The organism is Rhizorhapis sp. SPR117 (assembly GCF_021742065.1).
The window spans coordinates 1-922 of sequence record NZ_JAKKIE010000204.1 but is presented as its reverse complement, the minus strand read 5'-3'; the positions used below and the strand labels follow the sequence as shown (position 1 = coordinate 922).

The 922-nt window shown below is 62.6% G+C and carries 1 protein-coding gene; it reads left to right on the top strand.

Annotated elements, in window-relative coordinates; translation table 11 throughout:
- The first annotated feature begins 16 nt into the window (after positions 1–16).
- A complete protein-coding gene (istB, locus tag L3X40_RS21970; protein WP_237367453.1) occupies positions 17–745 on the top strand; it encodes an IS21-like element helper ATPase IstB in 729 nt (242 codons plus the stop codon).
- The last annotated feature ends 177 nt before the right edge of the window (positions 746–922 follow it).

The following is a 922-nucleotide window of genomic DNA, read 5'->3' as shown; positions in this document are numbered from 1 at the left end:
CAGCTGAGGACCTTCGATGCAGCGGCATGATATGATCGAGGCCATGCGTGGCCTGGGCCTCAAGGGCATGGCGGGCGCGTTCGACGATGCCGTCACCACCGGCCTTCAGCGCCAGCGCACGACGATGGAGATACTGACCGACCTTCTGCGAGCAGAGGCGGCGCATCGTCATGCCGCGTCGATCCGATACCGAATGGCGGCCGCTAAGCTGCCAGTTGTGAAGGACATCGACGCCTTCCGGTTCGAGGGCACACCCATCAACGAGGGGCTGGTGCGCTCATTGCACAGCGGCGCGTTCCTGCCCGCACGACGCAATATCGTCCTGGTCGGCGGTACAGGCACCGGCAAGACCCATCTGGCCATCGCCATCACCGCCAATGTCGTGCGTTCCGGTGCCCGAGGCCGCTACTTCAACACGGTCGATCTGGTGACCCGCCTCGAAGAGGAAGCCAGGATCGGCAAGGGTGGCGGACTTGCCGCCCAGCTATCCCGCCTCGATCTCATCGTACTGGACGAACTGGGCTATCTGCCGTTCGCCCGATCAGGCGGCCAGTTGCTGTTCCACCTGATCAGCAAACTCTATGAGCAGACCAGTGTCATCATCACCACCAACCTCGCCTTTGGCGAGTGGCCCACCGTGTTCGGCGATCCCAAGATGACCACCGCGCTTCTGGATCGCGTCACCCATCATTGCGATATTGTCGAGACCGGTAATGACAGCTGGCGCTTCAAAAACCGAAGCTGATCCGCCCGAGCGGCCATCAATTAGAAGATGCTTTGCGCTGCGCGCGCCTCCGGTCGGGCTACGCCCTCCCTACGTCGCCCGCAGCGCAAGGGAGTGCGTCACATCAACGTTCCGCCATCCTGACAGGGGGTCCCTTTTGCGTGCCGATAGGGGGTCCCGTTTGGACGCCGATTGACA